The organism is Streptomyces sp. NBC_00670 (genome assembly GCF_036226765.1).
Classification (GTDB): domain Bacteria; phylum Actinomycetota; class Actinomycetes; order Streptomycetales; family Streptomycetaceae; genus Streptomyces.
The window spans coordinates 789,638-807,024 of the sequence record NZ_CP109017.1 but is presented as its reverse complement, the minus strand read 5'-3'; the positions used below and the strand labels follow the sequence as shown (position 1 = coordinate 807,024).

The 17,387-nt window shown below is 72.7% G+C and carries 21 protein-coding genes and 1 pseudogene; 12 read left to right on the top strand and 10 right to left on the bottom strand.

The features are described from left to right. The first annotated feature begins 43 nt into the window (after positions 1–43). On the top strand, positions 44–1,132 hold the full coding sequence (locus tag OIE12_RS03510; RefSeq protein ID WP_329131587.1) for an adenosine deaminase: 1,089 nt from the start codon (positions 44–46) through the stop codon (positions 1,130–1,132). A 5-nt stretch (positions 1,133–1,137) separates the two neighbouring features. Here OIE12_RS03510 and OIE12_RS03505 read toward each other — a convergent pair whose 3' ends face one another. Together OIE12_RS03505 and OIE12_RS03500 are read right to left on the bottom strand one after the other, a co-directional pair. After that, positions 1,138–1,653: a mycothiol transferase gene (locus OIE12_RS03505; RefSeq protein ID WP_329131585.1), complete on the bottom strand. Its 516-nt coding sequence runs from the start codon at positions 1,651–1,653 to the stop codon at positions 1,138–1,140. Positions 1,654–1,863: 210 nt separating this feature from the next. Further along, positions 1,864–2,772, bottom strand: coding sequence for a LysR family transcriptional regulator (locus tag OIE12_RS03500; protein WP_329131582.1), 909 nt, complete (start codon positions 2,770–2,772; stop codon positions 1,864–1,866). 138 nt (positions 2,773–2,910) lie between these two features. Between OIE12_RS03500 and mgrA the strand changes: the two genes are divergently transcribed. Both mgrA and OIE12_RS03490 read left to right on the top strand, forming a co-directional pair. Beyond that, positions 2,911–3,903, top strand: a complete 993-nt coding sequence (gene mgrA / locus OIE12_RS03495) for an L-glyceraldehyde 3-phosphate reductase (protein WP_329131581.1) — start codon at positions 2,911–2,913, stop codon at positions 3,901–3,903. A 292-nt stretch (positions 3,904–4,195) separates the two neighbouring features. Further along, positions 4,196–4,606: a hypothetical protein gene (locus tag OIE12_RS03490; RefSeq protein ID WP_329131579.1), complete on the top strand. Its 411-nt coding sequence runs from the start codon at positions 4,196–4,198 to the stop codon at positions 4,604–4,606. Between the two features lie 15 nt (positions 4,607–4,621). Here the strand turns inward: OIE12_RS03490 and OIE12_RS03485 are convergent, their stop codons facing one another. The 4 genes from OIE12_RS03485 to OIE12_RS03470 form a co-directional block, all read right to left on the bottom strand. Then, positions 4,622–5,827: a streptophobe family protein gene (locus tag OIE12_RS03485; RefSeq protein WP_329131577.1), complete on the bottom strand. Its 1,206-nt coding sequence runs from the start codon at positions 5,825–5,827 to the stop codon at positions 4,622–4,624. Between the two features lie 61 nt (positions 5,828–5,888). Next, complete coding sequence (locus tag OIE12_RS03480) at positions 5,889–6,311, bottom strand: PRC-barrel domain-containing protein (RefSeq protein WP_329131575.1); 423 nt, start codon at positions 6,309–6,311, stop codon at positions 5,889–5,891. Continuing rightward, positions 6,308–6,895 (bottom strand): PRC-barrel domain-containing protein, encoded by a 588-nt coding sequence (locus tag OIE12_RS03475; RefSeq protein WP_329131573.1) that lies wholly within the window; start codon positions 6,893–6,895, stop codon positions 6,308–6,310. The genes OIE12_RS03480 and OIE12_RS03475 overlap by 4 nt, the downstream gene beginning before the upstream one ends. Next, positions 6,892–7,038, bottom strand: a complete 147-nt coding sequence (locus OIE12_RS03470) for a hypothetical protein (RefSeq protein WP_329131572.1) — start codon at positions 7,036–7,038, stop codon at positions 6,892–6,894. The genes OIE12_RS03475 and OIE12_RS03470 overlap by 4 nt, the downstream gene beginning before the upstream one ends. Positions 7,039–7,268: 230 nt before the next feature. On the opposite strand from OIE12_RS03470, the gene OIE12_RS03465 reads away from it, so the two are divergent. The 3 genes from OIE12_RS03465 to OIE12_RS03455 all read left to right on the top strand — a co-directional run bounded on the left by OIE12_RS03465 (position 7,269) and on the right by OIE12_RS03455 (position 9,483). Beyond that, positions 7,269–7,721: an ATP-binding protein gene (locus OIE12_RS03465; RefSeq protein WP_030377985.1), complete on the top strand. Its 453-nt coding sequence runs from the start codon at positions 7,269–7,271 to the stop codon at positions 7,719–7,721. A gap of 86 nt (positions 7,722–7,807) precedes the next feature. Beyond that, positions 7,808–9,046, top strand: coding sequence for a PP2C family protein-serine/threonine phosphatase (locus OIE12_RS03460; RefSeq protein ID WP_329131567.1), 1,239 nt, complete (start codon positions 7,808–7,810; stop codon positions 9,044–9,046). Then, positions 9,043–9,483, top strand: coding sequence for a response regulator (locus tag OIE12_RS03455; protein ID WP_329131565.1), 441 nt, complete (start codon positions 9,043–9,045; stop codon positions 9,481–9,483). The genes OIE12_RS03460 and OIE12_RS03455 overlap by 4 nt, the downstream gene beginning before the upstream one ends. Before the next feature lie 111 nt (positions 9,484–9,594). Here the strand turns inward: OIE12_RS03455 and OIE12_RS03450 are convergent, their stop codons facing one another. Continuing rightward, on the bottom strand, positions 9,595–10,482 hold the full coding sequence (locus tag OIE12_RS03450) for an RNA polymerase sigma factor SigF (protein ID WP_329131563.1): 888 nt from the start codon (positions 10,480–10,482) through the stop codon (positions 9,595–9,597). Between the two features lie 138 nt (positions 10,483–10,620). Beyond that, the gene (locus tag OIE12_RS03445; protein WP_329131561.1) at positions 10,621–10,923 is read right to left on the bottom strand and encodes a hypothetical protein; all 303 of its coding nucleotides are present in this window, start codon (positions 10,921–10,923) and stop codon (positions 10,621–10,623) included. Between the two features lie 63 nt (positions 10,924–10,986). Here OIE12_RS03445 and OIE12_RS03440 point away from each other — a divergent pair. Both OIE12_RS03440 and OIE12_RS03435 read left to right on the top strand, forming a co-directional pair. After that, positions 10,987–11,399: pseudogene (locus tag OIE12_RS03440) on the top strand (GNAT family N-acetyltransferase); the annotation flags it as partial. A 121-nt stretch (positions 11,400–11,520) separates the two neighbouring features. Continuing rightward, positions 11,521–11,904 carry a helix-turn-helix domain-containing protein gene (locus OIE12_RS03435; protein ID WP_329131559.1) on the top strand — a complete coding sequence of 128 codons (384 nt, stop codon included), beginning with the start codon at positions 11,521–11,523 and terminating at the stop codon, positions 11,902–11,904. A 67-nt stretch (positions 11,905–11,971) separates the two neighbouring features. On the opposite strand, the gene OIE12_RS03430 is transcribed toward OIE12_RS03435, so the two are convergent. Next, the gene (locus tag OIE12_RS03430) at positions 11,972–12,574 is read right to left on the bottom strand and encodes a ClpP family protease (protein ID WP_329131557.1); all 603 of its coding nucleotides are present in this window, start codon (positions 12,572–12,574) and stop codon (positions 11,972–11,974) included. Positions 12,575–12,576: 2 nt separating this feature from the next. Then, the gene (locus OIE12_RS03425; protein ID WP_329131555.1) at positions 12,577–13,215 is read right to left on the bottom strand and encodes an ATP-dependent Clp protease proteolytic subunit; all 639 of its coding nucleotides are present in this window, start codon (positions 13,213–13,215) and stop codon (positions 12,577–12,579) included. A gap of 299 nt (positions 13,216–13,514) precedes the next feature. Between OIE12_RS03425 and OIE12_RS03420 the strand changes: the two genes are divergently transcribed. From OIE12_RS03420 to OIE12_RS03405, 4 genes are all read left to right on the top strand, one after another. Further along, a complete protein-coding gene (locus tag OIE12_RS03420; protein WP_329131553.1) occupies positions 13,515–13,997 on the top strand; it encodes a VOC family protein in 483 nt (160 codons plus the stop codon). Positions 13,998–14,133: 136 nt separating this feature from the next. Beyond that, a complete protein-coding gene (locus tag OIE12_RS03415) occupies positions 14,134–14,937 on the top strand; it encodes a VOC family protein (RefSeq protein WP_329131550.1) in 804 nt (267 codons plus the stop codon). Positions 14,938–15,011: 74 nt separating this feature from the next. Next, positions 15,012–15,701: a ribonuclease H family protein gene (locus OIE12_RS03410; protein ID WP_329131548.1), complete on the top strand. Its 690-nt coding sequence runs from the start codon at positions 15,012–15,014 to the stop codon at positions 15,699–15,701. Positions 15,702–16,015: 314 nt separating this feature from the next. Continuing rightward, a complete protein-coding gene (locus OIE12_RS03405; protein ID WP_329131545.1) occupies positions 16,016–17,242 on the top strand; it encodes an FAD-dependent monooxygenase in 1,227 nt (408 codons plus the stop codon). Positions 17,243–17,387 lie beyond the last annotated feature (145 nt).

Genomic DNA, 17,387 nt, shown 5'->3' with positions numbered 1-17,387 from the left:
AACGACCTCACCGACCACTCAGAGACAGGCAGTACAGACCGGCATGACCACCACCCTCGAACCCGTCACCCTCGACACCGCCACCCTCCGCCGGCTCCCCAAGGCCGTCCTGCACGACCACCTCGACGGCGGGCTGCGCCCCGCGACCGTCGTCGAGCTGGCCGCACGCGTCGGCCACCCCCTGCCCGCCACCGACCCGGCCGCCCTGGCCGACTGGTTCCGCGCGGCCGCGGGCTCCGGCGACCTCGTGCGGTACATAGCCACCTTCGAACACACCCTCGCCGTCCTTCAGACCCGCGAGGGCCTGCTGCGCGCCGCCGAGGAGTACGTGCTCGACCTCGCCGCGGACGGTGTCGTCTACGGCGAGGTCCGCTACGCCCCGGAGCTGATGGTCGACGGGGGACTGGGCCTCGCGGAGGTCGTGGAGACCGTGCAGGAGGGCCTCGCCGCCGGCATGGCGAAGGCGGCGGCCGACGGCACCCCGGTCCGCGTGGGCACGCTGCTCTGCGGGATGCGCATGTTCGACCGCTGCCACGAGGTGGCCGAACTGGCGGTGGCGTACCGGGACGCGGGCGTCGTCGGCTTCGACATCGCCGGCGCCGAGGACGGCTTCCCGCCCGCCGACCACCTCGACGCCTTCGCCCTTCTGCGCCGCGAGAACATGCCGTTCACCATCCACGCCGGTGAGGCCCACGGACTGCCCAGCATCCACCAGGCGCTCCAGGTGTGCGGCGCCCAGCGCATCGGCCACGGCGTCCGCATCATGGACGACATCGTGGACGGCCGGCCCGGCCGTCTCGCGAGCTGGATCCGCGACCGCCGCGTCGCCCTGGAGATGTGCCCGACCTCCAATCTCCAGACCGGCGCGGCCGGCTCGATCGCCGGGCACCCGATCACGGCCCTGCGCGACCTCGGCTTCCGGGTCACCCTCAACACCGACAACCGGCTGGTGTCGGGCACGACGATGACCCGCGAGATGGAACTGCTCGTCCGGGAGGCCGGCTGGACGGCCGCGGACCTGCGGGCGGTCACGGTCGACGCGCTCGAGAGCGCGTTCCTGCCGTACGACGAGCGGCGCGCGCTCATCGAGGACGTGGTGCTGCCGGGGTACGCGGCCGTGCTCCGGTCCTGACCGCCTCAGCCCGCCGAGGCCTCCAGCAGCCCCCGTACGTAGGCGGCCTGGCCGGCGTGCTGGAGGTCGTCGGAGACCACGCTCACCAGGCGCGCACCCAGCGTGACGGGCGGGTCCCAGCGCTCGTCCACGATCCGGTCCAAGTCCTGGGCACCGATGCCGTGCAGGTAGGCCAGGGTCTGTTCGTGGACGGCGTCGTAGTAGCCGGTGAGCAGGTCGGCCGAGTCGACCCGCACCTTGGCGACCTTCGCCGGGGTGTGGCCGTAGCCGGTGTCCTGGGCGGGGAGGCCGAGGGCGAACCGCTTCTGCCAGTCCGCGCAGAGCCAGACCTGCTCGCGTCCGGCGACCTCGGCGACGTGGTCGTCCTGGACGCGGGTGAGATGCCAGACGAGCCAGGCGATGGAGTTGGTGGAGTCGGCGGGGGGCGCGTTCAGGGTGTCGGGGGAGAGGCCGTCAACGGCGGCGTGGACCTCTTCCCGGATGCGGCTGTACGCGTCGATGAGAATGTCCTTCGCATGCATACGTCCACCATGACCCATCCGGGTACGCGACGCGACCATCGGCGCCCCCGAAAGGGGCGCGGGGAACTGCGCGAGCAACCACCCCTCACCCGCAGCCCCCACACAACCCCACCCACCTGAGCTCTCCCGGGGTCCAAGGGGCGGAGCCCCTTGAAGGGATGGGACGGGTAAGGGCGGCGGGGGCGAAAAAAGCCCGTCCCGCCCCCCCACTCAGCCACCCCCGCCGGGGGTCTCGTTCCCACTCCCCTCCAACAACCCCATCAGCGCCCGCGCGGCGGGACTCGTCGCCGCCTCCGCCGGCAACAACGCCACCGTCTCGTACGCCCGCTCACCCACCCCCTTCAACGCCAACGACACCAGCCCCCCGGCCTCCCGCTTCGCCCCGAAGTGCCGCGGCACCACCGCCACCCCCAACCCCTCCTGCACCAACTCCAGCAGACTGTGCACGTCGCTCACCTCCAGTGCCACCGTCCGCCGCACCCCCGCCTCCCCGAACACCGCGTCCGTCGTCCGCCGCGGCCCCCAGTCCGGATGGAAGTCCACGAACTCCTCCCCGCCCAGCTCCTCCGGCGTCACCGGCCCACCCCCGGCCAGCCGGTGCGCCGGATGGCACAGCACCGTCATCGGCTCCGCCGCCAACGGCACCGACCGCAGCTGGTCCCCGGCCACCGGCGTCCGTACCGCGAACGCCAGATCGACCCCGCCCGCCGCGACCTCCTCCGCCAGCGCCCCCGACCCCGCCTGCCGCAGCCGTATCTCCACGTCCGGATGGCGCCGCCGGAACCCGGCGAGCAGCCGCGCCACCCGCACCCCCGCGATGCACTGCTCCGTCCCCACGCACAGCGTGCCGCGCAGCACGCCCTGCACCGCCGCCACCGCCTCCTGGGCCGCCCGCACCCGGTCCAGGATGCGGACCGCCTCGGCGTACAGTGCCCGCCCCGCCTCGGTGAGCGTCACACTGCGGGTGGTGCGCACGAACAGCGGCGCCTGCAGCTCCCGCTCCAGTGCCCGTACGGAGGCGGACAGACCCGACTGCGAGACCAGCAGCCGGTCCGCCGCGCGGGTGAAGTGCCGGTCCTCGGCGACGGCCACGAAGTGCCGCAGATGGCGCAGTTCCATGATTGAGAAGCGTAGCCGCTGAGTTCCATCCGATTCTTCTGTTGGACCGCTGGCCGTCGGCGGACGAGAGTGGAGCGCGCCCCGGTGCCCACCCCGCGCCGGACCCATGACGAGACAGACAGCCTTCCTGGAGTGCACGTGTACACGGCAGATCCCGCACGCTACGAGGCCATGCCCTACCGCCGCACCGGGCGCAGCGGCCTGAAGCTGCCCGCGCTCTCGCTCGGCCTGTGGCACAACTTCGGCCCCGACCGGCCCGTGGAGACCCAGCGGCAGATCCTGCGCCGCGCCTTCGACCTCGGCGTCACGCACTTCGACCTCGCCAACAACTACGGCCCGCCGCCCGGCGCCGCCGAGTCCGCGCTCGGCGAGGCCCTGAAGGCGGACTTCACGCCGTACCGCGACGAGCTGGTGATCTCCACCAAGGCCGGCTATCTGATGTGGCCGGGCCCGTACGGCGAATGGGGCTCGCGCAAGTACCTGCTGTCCTCGCTCGACCAGAGCCTCACGCGGATGGGCCTGGAGTACGTCGACATCTTCTACTCGCACCGCCCCGACCCGGAGACTCCCCTGGAGGAGACGATGGGCGCGCTGCACTCCGCCGTGCGGCAGGGCAAGGCGCTCTACGTCGGCGTCTCCAACTACTCCCCGGAGCAGACCCGCGAGGCCGCCCGCATCCTCGGCGAGCTGGGCACCCCGCTCCTCATCCACCAGCCGCGCTACTCCATGCTCGACCGGCGCCCCGAGGACGAGGGGCTCCTGGACACGCTGGACGAGCTGGGCGTCGGCTCCATCGCCTACTCGCCGCTGGAGCAGGGCCTGCTCACCAGCCGCTACCTGGACGGCATCCCGGAGGACTCCCGCGCCGCGGGCGACAGCCCGTTCCTCACCGCCGACAAGGTCACCGAGGACCTGGTGAACCGGCTGCGCGCGCTCGACGGACTCGCCCGCGACCGCGGCCAGAGCCTCGCGCAGCTCGCGCTCGCGTGGGTGCTGCGCGGCGGCCGCGTCACCTCGGCGCTGGTCGGCGCGAGCAGCGCACGGCAGCTGGAGGACAGCGTGGCGGCCACGCGCGCGCTCGACTTCGACGCGGAGGAACTCGCCCGGATCGACGAACTCGTCAAGGGCTGAAGGCCCGAAAAACCGTCGCGGGCCGATGAGTTGACCAGCGGCGGGAGGGGGCGGCGCCCCTCCCGCCGCTTTTCGGCCATCGCCGCCGCGGAATATGTCAGGAGACTGGCCGAAACCGCATGGTGACAGTGAGTCAGGAGTGACGATACTCGAACTCAGGGCAATTCGGCGACGATCGGAACGCGCTGCGGCTTTTCACCGTCGGCCCGCACAGGCCCTGGGTGCACAGCGAGCGAAGACGAGGGAACGACGGGCCTGACCCGGCAGTGAGCGCCGCACTGGGGGAACGAACGTGCACGACGAATTCCTGTGCCATGTGACCGCCTACGGCATCTGCGGCGGCAGGCGGGTCGGAGTGCCACTGGGCACCTACCGGGCCCCCACCCTGGCGTTGGCCCTGTGGTGGATGCGCGACCGGGCGTTATGGATCGCCGAACGTCTCGATCCGCACCCCGACAACCCCCTCTATCCGCCCAACGCCATCGCCCCGGTCGGCGAGACCGTCCCCGACGTCCCTACCCTGCTGCGCGGCTGGTGCGGCGACGACGGCCAGCAGGAACTCGCCGCCGACGAGCTGGCCGCCGGGCACCTCGTCCGGATCGCCACCAGCGACGACACCACCGAGTACGAGCTGCTGGCCGAGTCCGTCGACGCCCTGCGCATCCAGCGCTTCGCCTCCGCGCTGTCGACGCCGGCGGCCTGACCGGGGCCGCTCCGCTCACGTGGAACGGCGCCCGCGCACCCGCCGGGCCGCGAGCCCGCCCAGCAGGCCCGCGACCAGCCCCCACCCCAGCGCGAGGCCGACCGCGGGCCACAGCTCGGGGCGCAGGAACAGGACACCGGAGAGCCCGCCGCCGAGGTCGCCGATCCCGATCAGTGACAGTCCGTAGTGTGCCGAGATCCGGGCCATCAGACAGACGGCGAGGACCGTGAGCGCCAGCGCGACCGCCGTCCGTACCGCGTGCCGCCACAGCGGGGTCCGGGCGGGGGAGCGGACGGCGGCCGCGTACGCGGCGGACAGCACCAGTACCGCGTCCACCACGACCAGCCACCAGACGCGTCCGTCGTGCCGGGCCAGGGTGGTGAGGTTCAGGGTGGAGACGTCGGGGGTGCGCAGCACCTCGTCGAGGAGGCGCGGCATCGGCAGTCCGAAGGGTCCGTCCACCCTGCCGTGCCAGGTCGCGCCGAGGCCGAGAGTGAAGACCGGCCATACGACGTTCGGCAGCCCCAGCAGGATCACGGCGAGGGTGCGGGCGGGGTGACCGCGGGTGCCGGCCACGACCAGGGCGATCACGGCGCCGAGCGCGACGCACGCGAGCAGCAGCCCCACCATCGTGTACGCCGCCGGGCGCGCCCCTTCGCAAGGGCGCGGCAGCGGCACCGCACGGGACACGGCGACGGCGAGGACGAGGACGCCCGCGAGCCAGAGCATCCCGAACAGCACGGTCACCGGCACGTCCGTCGTGAAGCCGGCCTCGGGGGTGAGGCCGAACAGTTCGCCCAGGTCACCGAGGGTGCCCTCGCCGAGGGGGACCTCGAAGGTGTGGTGCGCGGTGAGGGCGAGGGCGAGCAGAGCGGGCAGCCAGAGGACGGCGATACGGGCGGCGTGGGCGGCGGGGGGTGCCGTACGGGCGTGGCGACAGAACGCGGTGCCGAGGACGAGGGCGCCGACGAGGGTGACCGAGAGCGGCATCAGGGTGAGCCCGGCGCGGGAGCCGGCCAGGTCGCCGGCGTGGCCGTCGAGGGTGAGGGCGCCGCCCACCGCGGCCACCACGGCGGCCTCGACGACGCGCGGGTAGGCGCCGGCGGGCAGCCCGGTCGCGCCGGCCGCCGCGAGACCGAGGGCGGCGGTGACGGCCATGGCGAGGAGCGCGCCGAGGACGGCGGCGAGGGCGTGCAGCCAGTGACGGAGGGGGGTGGGCACGGGGTCACGGTATGTGCGGGGGACGGGTGGCGCGCGTCGGCTTTCCTCGCCCCCGCCGGAATCAGCCGGCCGCGATCACCCACGCGTAGTCGCCCAGCCCCCGCACCGCCCCCGCCGGGACCTCGCCCAGGTCCGTGAGGAGCTTCTCCAGGCGGCCGGTCACCGCGTCGAACGCGACGTCCGTCACCACGCCCCGTTCCTCCCCCTCCTCCGACAGCACCCGCAGCCCCACCGGCTTCGGCACGGCCCCCCGCCACCGTTCGCCCTCCGCGCCCGCCCCGGACTCCACCAGCACCGCGTCCGCCCCCACCGCGTGCAACGCCGTCCACGGCAGCACCGTCGTCCCCCGCCCGCGCCCCGAGACCCGCACCCCCGCGATCCCGCCCCGCGCCACGTCCACGTCGAGCCCCGCCACCGTGCCGAGCTCCGCCGCCTCGCCCAGTGTGACCACCGGCAGCCCGACCACCCCGGAGTACAGAATCACGGATGGATCTCCTTCCCGTCCCGCACCCGGTACGCCGCCACCTGGTCCGCGAACTCCGCGAGGTCGTCCGCCACGAAGCGGGTCGCGTCGGCCGGGATCACCAGCGCGCGCCCGGACACCGCGAGGGTCTCCCCGCGCGGCAGGTACACCTTGCGCCGGCGCCGCCGCGACCCCGGCACCACCGCGTCCCGCGCCGACACCCGGAAGCCGACGACCCGTCCGCTGATTCCGCCCTCGACCACCACGTCCAGCACCACCCCGACCTCCGCGCCGGTGTCCGTGAGCACCCGCGCGCCCAGCACCCGTCCCCGCGCCGCCTCCTTGCGCGCCACCACGGCGGCCGGCTCGGCGAGCACCTCCCGGCCGCGGATCATCACCGCGTGCGGGCCGAGCGCGTGCACCGCCGTCCACGGCAGACTCTGCCGCAGCGGCCCCGCCAGCAGCCCCCGGCCGCTGAGCGTGAACCCCGTGACCCGTCCGGCCGGGCCGTCGAAGACCGTGTCCTTCACCTGGGCGACCGCGTCCCCGCCCAGCGTCACCACCGGACGCCCGGACAGCCGTCCCGCCTCCATCAGCGCGCTCATCGCACGCCCCACCTCCCGCCCCGGCGCCCCCGCTGCACCGCGATGACGGTCCCCGACCGCCGGCTCGCCTGCAGCCACAGGAGGAGCCCGGAGAACACCGCCACGGCCACGACCGCGACGACCAGCCACACCCACCAGCCCATCGCGCACCTTCCTCACCCCGGCCCGGCACCCGCCGGCCGGACGCGTCACAGTGCGTCTGCCCCGCCCGGGCCGCCCGATGCGCCACGGACGCGGCACGCCGTGCCAGGACGTGACGTACACGGCATTACTGGTGGGACTGCCCCGCCGATCGCTGGGTACGAGCACTCGTGCGGCGCCTGTGGACGCGGGTGCCGCACGGCACGGAACAGGCCCGGCGAGAGAGAACCGAATGACCGAGTATCTGGACGGAGCGGTGATACCGACTGACTTCGACATGCCCGTCGAGCCGCTGCGACGGGCCGCGCACTACTCGGGAGAACCGGGCTCCATCGCCGAGGCCCGGACCTTCGCCGAGCAGTTCCTCGGACAGCTCCGCTCCGAATGGTGCGCACCGGTCGACAAGCGGGCGGTCGGCGACCTGCTCCTGGTGGTGAGCGAACTCGTCACCAACGCGGACCGGCACAGCCACGGCCCGTACATCCTCGAACTGGAGGGCACCGACTCCGACGTGACCGTCGCGGTCTACGACAGCAGCGCCGCCCTGCCCCGCCGCTTCCCCCGGGACCCCGCACGCGTGGGCATGCACGGACTGGAGATCGTGCACGCCGTCGCCGCCCGGGTGACCGCGGAACGGGTACCGGTCGGAAAGTGCGTCAGGGCCGTCGTCGCACTGCGCCGTTGATCCGACCACCCGACCGTCCGACCAGTATGCTCACGTCATCGACAGGAGGCGCCGGCACAGGGCGCCGGCCGTCCGAGGGAGTGAGCGTGGCGGACCGTCCGCTGCCGCACGGCGGGTTACGGGTGGGCACGGCGGATCCCGTGTGGGTACTGGACCCCACGGCCGCTCTGCTGCTGGTCGAGGACGACGCCGGGGACGCCCTGCTGGTGCGCGAGACGCTCGCCGACAGCGGGCTGTCGATGGACGTCACCTGGTGCAGGACCCTCGCCGAGGCGCGCGCCTTCCTGGAGCGGCGCCGTCCGTCGCCCGTCTGCGTCCTGCTCGACCTGCACCTGCCGGACACCCAGGGCGTGGACGCCGTACGGCTCGTGCGCGAGGGCCACTCCGAGGCCGCCGTCGTGGTGCTCACCGGGCTCGCCGAGAACGAGGCCGGGCTCGCCGCGGTCGCCGCGGGCGCGCAGGACTTCCTCGCCAAGGACGGCCTCGGCCCGGAGGCCCTCGGCCGCGCCGTGCGCTACGCCCTGCAACGCAAACAGGTCGAACGCTCCGCCGCCGAGGTCCAGGCCGGCCGGCTGCTCGCCCGGGAGAACGCCCGGCTGGAGCGCGGGCTGCTGCCCGTCCCGCTGCTCCGCTCCGACCGGCTGAAGGTCTTCTCCCGCTACAGCCCCGGCCGCGACCACGCGCTGCTCGGCGGGGACTTCTTCGACGTCGTCGAGACCGCCGACGGCACCCTGCACGCCGTCATCGGCGACGTCTCCGGGCACGGCGCCGTCGAGGCCGCCCTCGGGGTGTGCCTGCGCGTGGCCTGGCGGGCCGCCGTGCTCACCGGCTGCGTCGGCATCGAACTGGTCCGCCTCCTGGAGGAGATCCTGTGCGCCGAGCGCGGCGAGGAGTACCTCTTCGCCACGGTGACCGTGCTCCGGCTCGACGCGGACCACCGCCGGCTGCACACCCTTCGCGCCGGTCATCCCGGCCTGCTCGTGCGCACCGGCACCGGGACGGAACTCTACGAACCGGCGCCGGGCCCCGCGCTCGGCGTGGTTCCCGGGTACGTCCACTGGCCGGAGACGACCCGGCCCGCCGCGGACATCGAGGCGGTGACCCTGTTCACCGACGGCCTCTTCGAGGGCGTCGTCGCCCCCGGCCGACGGCTCGGCGAGGACGGGCTGCTCGCCGTGGCCCGCTCCCACGCCGGGCTGCGCGGCCGCGCCTTCGTCGACGCCGTCGTCGAAGAGGTCGCCACCCGCACTGCCGGCCACGGCGGACTCGCCGACGACATGGCTGTCCTGCATCTGACGAAGAGCACCGAAGGAGCACGTCCGTGACCGCATCCGTCGAACCCATCCAGGTACTGCTCGTCGAGGACGACCCCGGCGACGAGCTGATGACCCGCGAGGCGTTCGAGGACAACAAGATCAACAACACGCTGCACGTCGTCCGGGACGGCCAGGAGGCCCTCGACTTCCTCTACCGCAACGGCACGTACGGCGACGCGCCCCGTCCGGACCTCATCCTGCTCGACCTCAACCTGCCCAAGTACGACGGCCGGCAGGTGCTCCAGCGGATCAAGTCCGACGAGGAACTCGCCCACATCCCCGTGGTGGTCCTCACCACCTCCTCCGCCGAGGAGGACATCCTGCGCAGCTACCGGCTGCACGCCAACGCCTACGTCACCAAGCCGGTCGACCTCAACCAGTTCATCGCGGCGGTGCGCCAGATCGACGAGTTCTTCGTGTCGGTGGTGAAGCTGCCGCGGAACTGAGCGGCCCGGGCGCGATGCGCACGCGGACGCGGGTGGTGCCGGCCCCTCATCCGACGATCGATGAGGAACCGGCACCACCCGCGCGTGAAGGCGTTCTCGCGAAAGCTCCCGTCAGGCGGACTCGACCCGCTGGACGTCGGCCAGCATCCCGGTGCGCAGCTGCTCGATGATCCGCTTGATCAGCCGCGAGACGTGCATCTGCGAGCAGCCCAGCTGCGCGCCGATGTCGGCCTGCGTGGCCTCCTCCACGAACCGCATGTGGATGATCCGGCGGTCGCGCTCGCTCAGCTCCGCGACGAGCGGGGCCAGCGTGTGGAAGTCCTCGACGAGGCCCATCGCCTCGTCCTCCTCGCCGATGAAGTCCGCCAGCACGGCCTCGCCGTCCTGGTCCTCACCGGAGAGGGCGGCGTCCAGCGAGGAGGAGTTGTAGCCGTTGGCCGCGATCTGGGCCTCGACGACGTCCTTCTCGGGCAGGTTCATCAGCGTGGCGAGCTCGGCGACGGTCGGGTCGCGGTCCAGCCGGCTGGACAGCTCCTCGCGCGCCTTGGCCAGCTCCACGCGCAGCTCCTGGAGCCGGCGCGGGACGTGCACGGCCCACGTCGTGTCGCGGAAGAACCGCTTGATCTCGCCGACGATGTACGGCAGCGCGAACGAGGTGAACTCCACCTCGCGGGAGATCTCGAACCGGTCGATCGCCTTGATCAGACCGATCATGCCGACCTGGACGATGTCCTCCATGTCGTCACCGCGGTTGCGGAAGCGCCCCGCCGCGAACCGCACGAGCGACATGTTCATCTCGATCAGCGTGTTGCGCGCGTACTGGTACTCGTGCGTGCCCTCTTCCAGCGTGTGCAGGCGCTGGAAGAACTGGCGGGACAGCTCCCGTGCGTCACGGGGAGCCACCGCACGCGGCTCGACGACGGTGGGCAGCGGGTCCTCACCAGTCGCGGTGCCGGTCGTGCTCGCGGCGACCGTCGGCCTGCTCATGGCGGTTTCCATTACTACCTCTCCCACGGAACTCAAACTTTCGGCTCTGGTCGGGCGTGTCCAGAGCGTCGTGTCAGCGCGAATACCCGGGATCCCGGATCGCATGTCCCCCCACGCGAGAATTTTTTTCTGGCGCCCCCCAGCAGCAGGCTACGCGCTCTCCGCAGCCCTGATCACGTGATCCAGCTCCTCCGGCATGACCGCGATGGGAATCTCCCCGTCGGCCGACACGCACGGCACGATCCGGGACCCCGGATCGACACCGACCGCCTCCCGCACCGAGGGCGCGCGAACCCCGGCCCGCCGCAACCCGCCCGGCAACGCGACCTCCCGCCTGCCGAACGCGGGCTTCCGGACAAGACCGGCCACGACGTCCGCCCTCCGCTGCCGCCTCCGACGCACCAGCCACCCGACGAGCACCGCGGCAAGGACACAACGCACGAGTTCGATCACCCGGGCATGCAAGCAGGCGGGCGGAGAACGGGGCGGTGGGCGCACGTCCTGCCGTACGAGCGAGTGCACACCTACCTTGGTGCACCCCGTCGGCGTGACGAACTCGAGCGCGAGTTGCCCGCGGTGCATGCGAGGTGGCCCGGGAGCTTCGTCGTCGATCTCGACGGAGCGATGATCGGCCGGATCCTGCTCGGGAGAGCACCGGAGCACCACCGCCCGGCTGCCCCGGGGAAGGTCGATCTCGGCTACCTGTTCCTGCCGCGGGCCCGGGGTTTCGGCTACGCCGCCGAATCGTGCGCGGCGGCACTCGGCTGGTCCGAGACCGTCCTTCCCGGTGAGCCGGTGGTGCTCGCCACCCAGACCGCCGACGTGGGCTCGATGCGCCTCCCGGCGAAGCCGGGTTCGCCGAGGCGGAGCGGTTTTGCACCCGGGACGCCGATCAGTGGCTCGGCCCGCGGCCTCCGGTACCGCCCGCCGACCGATCTCGCGTTCGGCAGCGCGAAGCAGCCGGCGCTGGAGCCGGTCGACTTCTCCCAGGGCGGAACGCCGTGGGCTTCCCCCGCCGCCGGTCATCCCTAGGCTGGGGGGATGCAGCCGATGAGCCCTCGTGCCGACCGTCAGGTCCGTGTCCTTCCTCTTCGTTCCGTTCCCTCTTCGGTGCCGGACGCCCCGGTGCGGGCGCCGGGTGGGCGGGAGCCGTTGTGGCGGGATCTTGTCGGGGGTGTGCTGCGGCGGGAGCGGCTTGCGCAGGAGCGGACGCTCAAGGACGTGGCGGAGGCGGCGCGGATCTCGATGCCGTATCTGTCCGAGCTGGAGCGCGGCCGCAAGGAGGCCTCCTCGGAGGTGCTCGCGGCCGCCGCGCGGGCCCTCGGGCTCGGGCTCGGTGACCTGCTCTCCCTGGCCCACAGCGAGCTGAACCGGTATCCCCGGTCCGCGGCGGCGCCGACCGCCTCCCACGGCGGTCTCTGCCTGGCCGCCTGAGCGGACGCACGGCAGTGCCCCCGCCCGGACGGCATCCGGCGGCGGGGGCGCTGTCGCGAGGGCCGTGTCAGACGGACACCAGCCTGCGGCTCAGCACCTCGTCGGCCAGCCCGTAGGCGACCGCCTCCTCCGCGGTGAAGATCTTGTCCCGGTCCATGTCCGCCCGCAGCGTCGCCACGTCGTGGTGGGTGTGCCGGGAGAGCACCTCCTCCACCTGGGAACGGATCCGCACCATCTCCTTGGCCCGCACGGCGAGGTCCGAGACCGTGCCCTGCGACCCGCCCGAGGCCGGCTGCCCCAGCAGCACCCGCGCGTGCTCCAGGACGAACCGCCGCCCCGGATCGCCGCCCGCGAGCAGCACCGCCGCCGTCGACGCCGCCTGTCCGACGCAGAACGTGGAGATCGGTGCCCGCACGAACGTCATCGTGTCGTAGATCGCCATGAGGGAGGTGAAGGAGCCGCCGGGGGAGTTGAGGTAGACCGAGATCTCCTGCTCCGGGTTGGCGGACTCCAGGTGCAGCAGCTGCGCGATCACCACATTGGCGACCCCGTCGTCGATCTCCGTGCCCAGGAAGACGATCCGCTCGCTGAGCAGCCGGCTGAAGACGTCGTACGACCGCTCGCCCTGCGCGGTCCGCTCGACGACGTACGGCACCGTGTACGAACCCATGGTCACAACCCCATCTTCCGTCGCGAGGCGGCCGGGCGGACGTCGGCGAGCGACTCCACCACCCGGTCCACGATTCCGTACTCCCTGGCCTGTTCGGCGGTGAACCAGCGGTCCCGGTCGCCGTCGCGGGAGATCGTCTCCTCGCTCTGCCCGGTGTGCTCGGCGGTGATCCGCTCGATGGCCTTCTTGGTGAACTCCAGGTTCTCCGCCTGGATCTCGATGTCCGCCGTGGTCCCGCCGATCCCGGCCGACGGCTGGTGCATCATGATCCGCGCGTTCGGCAGCGCCAGCCGCTTGCCGTGCGTGCCGACGGTGAGCAGGAACTGCCCCATGCTGGCCGCGAATCCCATCACCAGCGTCGAGACGTCGTTCGGGATCAGCCGCATGGTGTCGTAGATGGCGAGCCCGGCCGTGACCGAGCCCCCCGGGCTGTTGATGTAGAGGCCGATGTCGGTGCGCGGGTCCTCCGCGGACAGCAGGAGCAGCTGTGCGCAGATCCGGTTGGCGGAGACCTCGTCGACCTGGGTGCCCAGGAAGACGATCCGCTGGTTGAGCAGCTGCGCGGCGAGCTGGTCGTCGAAGCGGTTCGGCGGGGTGTCGCCCTCCCCGGCACGGGGCGCGAACGTGAGCGGTGGAGCCATGGTTCCTCCTCGGTGCGGCGTGCTCGTACTGCCTTCACTGTCGGCCGCGCGGGGCCCTCGCAGTCGCGTTCTCGGCCGTCGGCGAATTCGCCACGGGCAGAGCGGAGGCCGCCGGCCGCCAGACCCCGGCCCCCTCGTGCGGCGGGCCACCGATGAGTCGCGGCGGGGCACCGATGGCTTGCGGCGGGCCACCGATGAGTTTCCGGGCCAGGATCGGTCGTAGGGGGTGACGGTCCTCGTACACGGCGAGGACGGGACCAGAACCGAAGCGCGACGAAGCGCGACCCGAGGAGGAACCCATGGCCGGCGACGGATTCATCACATGTCTGTGGTTCGACGGCCGGGCGGAGGAGGCGGCCGACTTCTACGTGTCGGTGTTCAAGAACTCCCGGCTCGGCCGCACGGTCACCTGCACCGAGAACGGCCCCGGACCCACCGGCTCGGTCCTGACCGTGGAGTTCACGGCCAACGGCCAGGAGTTCGTGGCGCTCAACGGCGGACCGCAGTTCACCTTCAACGAGGCGGTCTCCTTCCAGGTCATGTGCGACGACCAGGAGGACGTCGACCACTACTGGAACCGGCTCACCGAGGGCGGCGGGGAGCACGGCCCCTGCGGCTGGCTCAAGGACCGGTTCGGCGTCTCCTGGCAGGTCGTCCCGCGCCGGCTCCTCGACATGGCCGCCGACCAGGACCGGGAGAGGGCGGACCGGGTCGTACAGGTGATGCTCTCGATGTCCAAGCTGGACATCGCGCCGCTGGAGAAGGCGTACGCGGGGGAGTAGCGGGCCCGGCCGCCGGGGTTCCGGCGGCCCACGGAGAGCGGTGCGGGCCGCTCGGGGGGCGGCCCGCACCCACCCTGACTAGCGTGAGGAATGAGCGACGGAACCGTCCGCAAGCGAACCGGGAAAGGTGATCGACATGGCCGCACCAGCCGAGGGAACGCCCGTCTGGGCGGACGCGATGTTCAGCGACGTGGAGGGAGCCAAGAGCTTCTACGGCGACGTGCTCGGCTGGACGTTCGGCGAGACGTCCAGCGAGTACGGCAACTACACGCAGGCGTACTCCGACGGCAAGGCGGTCGCCGCCGTCGTACCGCCGATGCCGGGGCAGGAGGGGCACTCCGCGTGGTGCCTGTACCTGGCCTCGTCCGACGCCGCCGCGACCGCCGGCCGGATCCGGGACAACGGCGGCGAGATACTGCTGGAGCCGATGCGGGTCGGCGACTTCGGCACCATGGCGCTCGCCCGCGACCCGAGCGGCGCCGTCTTCGGCGTCTGGCAGGGCGGCACCCACGAGGGCTTCGAGGCCACCGGTGTGCCCGGCGCGTACTGCTGGGCCGAGGTCTTCACCCGCGCACCGGAGAAGTCCGACCCGTTCTTCACCGCCGTCTTCCCCTACCGCGCGCAGCGGATGGCGGACGGCGCCGTCGACTTCCTGGTCTTCCGTCACGGCGAGGGCGGCGATCCGGTGCTCGGCCGGATGCGGATGACCGACGACTTCCCGCCGGAGGTTCCCTCGTACGTCAACGTCTACTTCGCGGTGGACGACTGCGACGAGGCGGTCCGGCGCGCCACGAGCCGCGGGGGCGTGCTGCGGTTCGGCCCGATGGACAGCCCGTTCGGGCGGTTCGCCGCGCTGAGCGATCCGCAGGGGGCGGCGTTCACCGTGATCGACATGACGAAGCGCGAGGGGGAGATGCCGGAGCTGTCGGACGTGTCGTAGCGCCGGGCGCCGTGCCGTAGCACCGCCCGCCGGGGGGAGTGGCCGGCCGTACGGGGCGGCCGGCCGGGCGTGGCATGATCGGGGGCATGCTGGAACGTGTGGTGGCCGCCTGTGACGGGGCGTCGAAGGGAAACCCCGGGCCCGCGGGCTGGGCCTGGGTCGTCGCGGACGACGCCGAGATCCCGGCCCGCTGGGAAGCCGGGCCGCTGGGGAAGGCGACCAACAACGTCGCCGAACTGACCGCGTTGGAGCGGCTGTTGTCGGCGGTGGACCCGGACGTGCCGCTGGAGATCCGGATGGACTCCCAGTACGCGATGAACGCGGTCACGAAGTGGCTGCCGGGGTGGAAGCGCAAGGGCTGGAAGACGGCGGCGGGCAAGCCGGTCGCCAACCAGGAACTGGTCGAGCGGATCGACGCGCTCCTCGACGGCCGCGAGGTCGAGTTCCGGTATGTGCCGGCCCACCAGGTGGACGGCGACCGGCTCAACGACTTCGCGGACCGGGCGGCGAGCCAGGCGGCGGTGGTGCAGGAGCCGGCGGGCAGCGAGCTGGGCTCCCCGGAGCCGGCGCCGTCGTCCGCGCCGGTGGCGGCGCGGGGCGCGGGTACGGCTCCCCGGAAGCGAACGGCTTCCCGGGGCACCGCCCGCACGATCAAGGCGAAGTTCCCCGGCCGGTGCGTGTGCGGCCGCTCCTACGGAGCGGGCGAGGACATCGCCAAGAACGACAAGGGCTGGGGCCACCCGGAGTGTCGCAACGCGACGTGATCCAGGGGCTCCGCCCCGGGGTGGAACGCTCGGACCGGTGACGCGGCCGCGGGTGCGTCGTGGCTTGTCGCGCCCGCGCGGCGGTAGCCGCAGATCGACACAGCCCCGCGCTCCTTCAGGGGCGCGGGGAACTGCGCGGCGCACCCCCACCCACCCGCACCGGACAACGCACCCTCGGGGTCCAAGGGGGCGGAGCCCCCTTGAAAGGACGGGAAGGGTAGGGGCGGCGGGGGCGGAAAAGGGTCTTGACGCGCACCCGTACTGCTACGCTCCGCAACCGATCGCACCCGTACCGCAACCCCAGAAGGACCCGCGTGAAGATCACGTGCATCGGCGGCGGCCCCGCGAACCTCTACTTCGCGATCCTGATGAAACTCCAGGACCCGTCCCACCACGTCACCGTCCACGAACGCGACCCCGCCGGCTCCACCTACGGCTGGGGCGTCACCTACTGGTCCCCCCTCCTCGACCGCCTCCGCACCCACGACCCCGTCTCCGCCGACACCCTCCGCACCCACTCCGTCCGCTGGAGCGACGGCACCGCCCACCTCCGCGGCCGCACCACCGTCCACCACGGCGACGAGGGCTTCGGCATCGGTCGCCACCGTCTCCTCGACCTCCTCGCCGCCCGTGCCACCGCCCTCGGCGTCACGATCGCGTACGAGGACGAGATCCCCGCCGACGGCCCGCTCCCCGACGCCGACCTCGTCGTCGCGGGCGACGGCGTCCACAGCGCCGTCCGCACCCGCCACCCGGACCACTACGGCAGCGACCTCACCCACGGCCGCAACCGCTACATCTGGCTCGGCACCACCAAGGCCTTCGACTCCTTCACCTTCGCCTTCGTCGAGACCGACCACGGCTGGATCTGGTGCTACGGCTACGCCTACGCCGCCGACCGCAGCACCGTCGTCGTCGAGTGCGCCCCCGAGACCTGGGCCGGACTCGGCCTGGACCGGGCGAGCGAGGCCGACGGCCGCGCCCTGCTGGAGAAGCTGTTCGCCGACGTGCTCGACGGCCACCCGCTCCTTGGCCGCCCCCGGCCCGACGGCGCCGCCCCGTGGCTCACCTTCCGCACCCTCACCAACCGCACCTGGCACCGCGGCAACACCGTCCTGCTCGGCGACGCCGCCCACACCACCCACTACTCCATCGGCGCCGGCACCACCCTCGCCCTGGAGGACGCCTGCGCCCTGGCCGAGTCGCTGCACGCGCACGGCGCCGGCGGCGACCGCACCGCGCTGCCCGCCGCGCTCGCCGCGTACGAGCGCCGGCGCCGGAGCGAGCTGCTGCACGTGCAGAGCGCCGCCCGGCACAGCGCCCAGTGGTACGAGAACCTCACGCGCTACATCGACCTGCCGCCCGAGCGGATGTTCGCACTGCTCGGCCAACGGCACTCCCCGCTGCTGCCCTACGTGCCGCCGCAGCTCTACTACCACCTGGACCGGGCGGCGGGACAGGTCGAGGCGCTGCGCCGGCTGAAGCGCTGGCTCGGCCCGCGGCTGGCCCGCACCGTGCACGCCGCCCGAACGCCGCGCTGAGCCGGGCCGGTTGCCGGGTGCCCGATTGGGGTGAATGGCGATTCACTCGGTAAGGTGAATGACCATTCACCCGCTTTCCGCGCGGCCCCGCCGCGCCGCACCGCAGCCTGGAGTGCCCGTGGCCCCGATACCCGTCCCGTCCACC

What these genes read in the sequence shown, in the direction of transcription:
- OIE12_RS03410 (WP_329131548.1), top strand. Translation starts at nt 15,012, where the DNA reads ATGATCGGGGGCATGCTGGAACGTGTGGTGGCCGCCTGTGACGGGGCG.
- OIE12_RS03500 (WP_329131582.1), bottom strand. Translation starts at nt 2,772, where the DNA reads ATGGAACTGCGCCATCTGCGGCACTTCGTGGCCGTCGCCGAGGACCGG.
- OIE12_RS03420 (WP_329131553.1), top strand. Translation starts at nt 13,515, where the DNA reads ATGGCCGGCGACGGATTCATCACATGTCTGTGGTTCGACGGCCGGGCG.
- OIE12_RS03505 (WP_329131585.1), bottom strand. Translation starts at nt 1,653, where the DNA reads ATGCATGCGAAGGACATTCTCATCGACGCGTACAGCCGCATCCGGGAA.
- OIE12_RS03510 (WP_329131587.1), top strand. Translation starts at nt 44, where the DNA reads ATGACCACCACCCTCGAACCCGTCACCCTCGACACCGCCACCCTCCGC.
- OIE12_RS03475 (WP_329131573.1), bottom strand. Translation starts at nt 6,895, where the DNA reads ATGAGCGCGCTGATGGAGGCGGGACGGCTGTCCGGGCGTCCGGTGGTG.
- OIE12_RS03465 (WP_030377985.1), top strand. Translation starts at nt 7,269, where the DNA reads ATGACCGAGTATCTGGACGGAGCGGTGATACCGACTGACTTCGACATG.
- OIE12_RS03415 (WP_329131550.1), top strand. Translation starts at nt 14,134, where the DNA reads ATGGCCGCACCAGCCGAGGGAACGCCCGTCTGGGCGGACGCGATGTTC.
- OIE12_RS03470 (WP_329131572.1), bottom strand. Translation starts at nt 7,038, where the DNA reads ATGGGCTGGTGGGTGTGGCTGGTCGTCGCGGTCGTGGCCGTGGCGGTG.
- OIE12_RS03435 (WP_329131559.1), top strand. Translation starts at nt 11,521, where the DNA reads ATGAGCCCTCGTGCCGACCGTCAGGTCCGTGTCCTTCCTCTTCGTTCC.
- OIE12_RS03425 (WP_329131555.1), bottom strand. Translation starts at nt 13,215, where the DNA reads ATGGCTCCACCGCTCACGTTCGCGCCCCGTGCCGGGGAGGGCGACACC.
- OIE12_RS03450 (WP_329131563.1), bottom strand. Translation starts at nt 10,482, where the DNA reads ATGGAAACCGCCATGAGCAGGCCGACGGTCGCCGCGAGCACGACCGGC.
- OIE12_RS03430 (WP_329131557.1), bottom strand. Translation starts at nt 12,574, where the DNA reads ATGGGTTCGTACACGGTGCCGTACGTCGTCGAGCGGACCGCGCAGGGC.